3 protein-coding genes are annotated in these 1,152 nt (G+C 64.4%); all 3 read left to right on the forward strand.

What is annotated here, in order from left to right; translation table 11 throughout:
- A partial coding sequence (locus GA0070215_RS27810; RefSeq protein WP_141708296.1) for an integrase core domain-containing protein occupies positions 1-414 on the forward strand: 414 nt, incomplete at its 5' end.
- Positions 415-519: 105 nt separating this feature from the next.
- Positions 520-756: a hypothetical protein gene (locus GA0070215_RS27815; RefSeq protein WP_091051806.1), complete on the forward strand. Its 237-nt coding sequence runs from the start codon at positions 520-522 to the stop codon at positions 754-756.
- A gap of 214 nt (positions 757-970) precedes the next feature.
- On the forward strand, positions 971-1,152 hold a 182-nt coding region (locus tag GA0070215_RS27820), incomplete at its 3' end, for a VOC family protein (RefSeq protein WP_482194117.1).

Here is a 1,152-nt window from a genome sequence, read left to right on the forward strand (position 1 = left end):
GCGTTGAAGATGGCGATCTGGCGGCGCGAGCATCAGGACGCTGACCTGGGCGGACTTGTGCATCACTCGGACCGAGGAGTCCAATATCGAGCGATCCGCTACAGCCAGCGCCTCGCCGAAGCCGGCGCCGTGGCCTCGGTCGGGTCCAAGGGCGACTCGTACGACAACGCGATGGCCGAAGCGTTCAACTCGTTGTACAAGGCCGAACTCGTCCGCAACCGAGGTCCGTGGCGCGGGCTCGACGACCTGGAGATGGCCACCATCGAGTACATCGACTGGTACAACAACCGACGGCTGCACGGCGAACTCGGACACGTCCCACCCACCGAACACGAGACGCTACACGCGATGACCCACCCGGTCACCACACCCCTGAAACCAGCTAACCAACTCTCCACCAAACCCGGGGCTTGACAGGCCGTTCCGCTGGCGGAACCGCTACGGATGGTAAGTAACACCGGCCAGCCCAGGCCCGCTCGGCGGCATGAGCGTGCACCTCGCCTGAGGTAGCTTCTGCGGATGCCTCATGATCCGTTGCAGGACATGCCCGCCGAATCTCGCGCGGAGCTGACGGCGGCTGTCTGCGCTGCCATCGACATCGATCCGGCTACTGCGGAGGACATCATCCGCTCGACTGAGCCATTTTGGGACGCGATGGAACGAGCCGGTGGCCTCGTGGACTCATGGGGTGGCAGCGAGTTCTGTTACGTCCTGCCGAGGGTCTTGTCGTTCATCCGGCAGACCGCCAATCCGTAGCGCAATCGGCGATCCCCCCGCCCTGTCACCGACGCGACCGGACGGCACCTGACTCACGCGATCGTGACGCTGCGGCGCACGGTCCGCGGCATGAGCGTGTGCGACGGTGCAGCTCTGTCAAGTCCGCAACGATCGTCGAATTCGCATGTGCGTGATGGTCGGGTTTGGCAGACTGCTGCGTCGCCTGCCCTGTTGAACAGATGAGGTGCTGACGATGCTTGACGAAGGTGTCCAGCCCAACGAGACCACCGTGCCGATGCTGCCCTGTGTGGCACCGGAGGAAACCCTGGCCTTCTGGCGCGCCCTGGGCTTCGCTGTGACCTACGAACAGACGAAGCCCTACCTATACCTGGCGTTCCGGTGGCGCGGATTCGAGCTGCACTACGGGCGCGCGTC

The sequence above is a fragment of the Micromonospora marina genome (genome assembly GCF_900091565.1).
GTDB classification, from domain to species: Bacteria; Actinomycetota; Actinomycetes; order Mycobacteriales; family Micromonosporaceae; genus Micromonospora; species Micromonospora marina.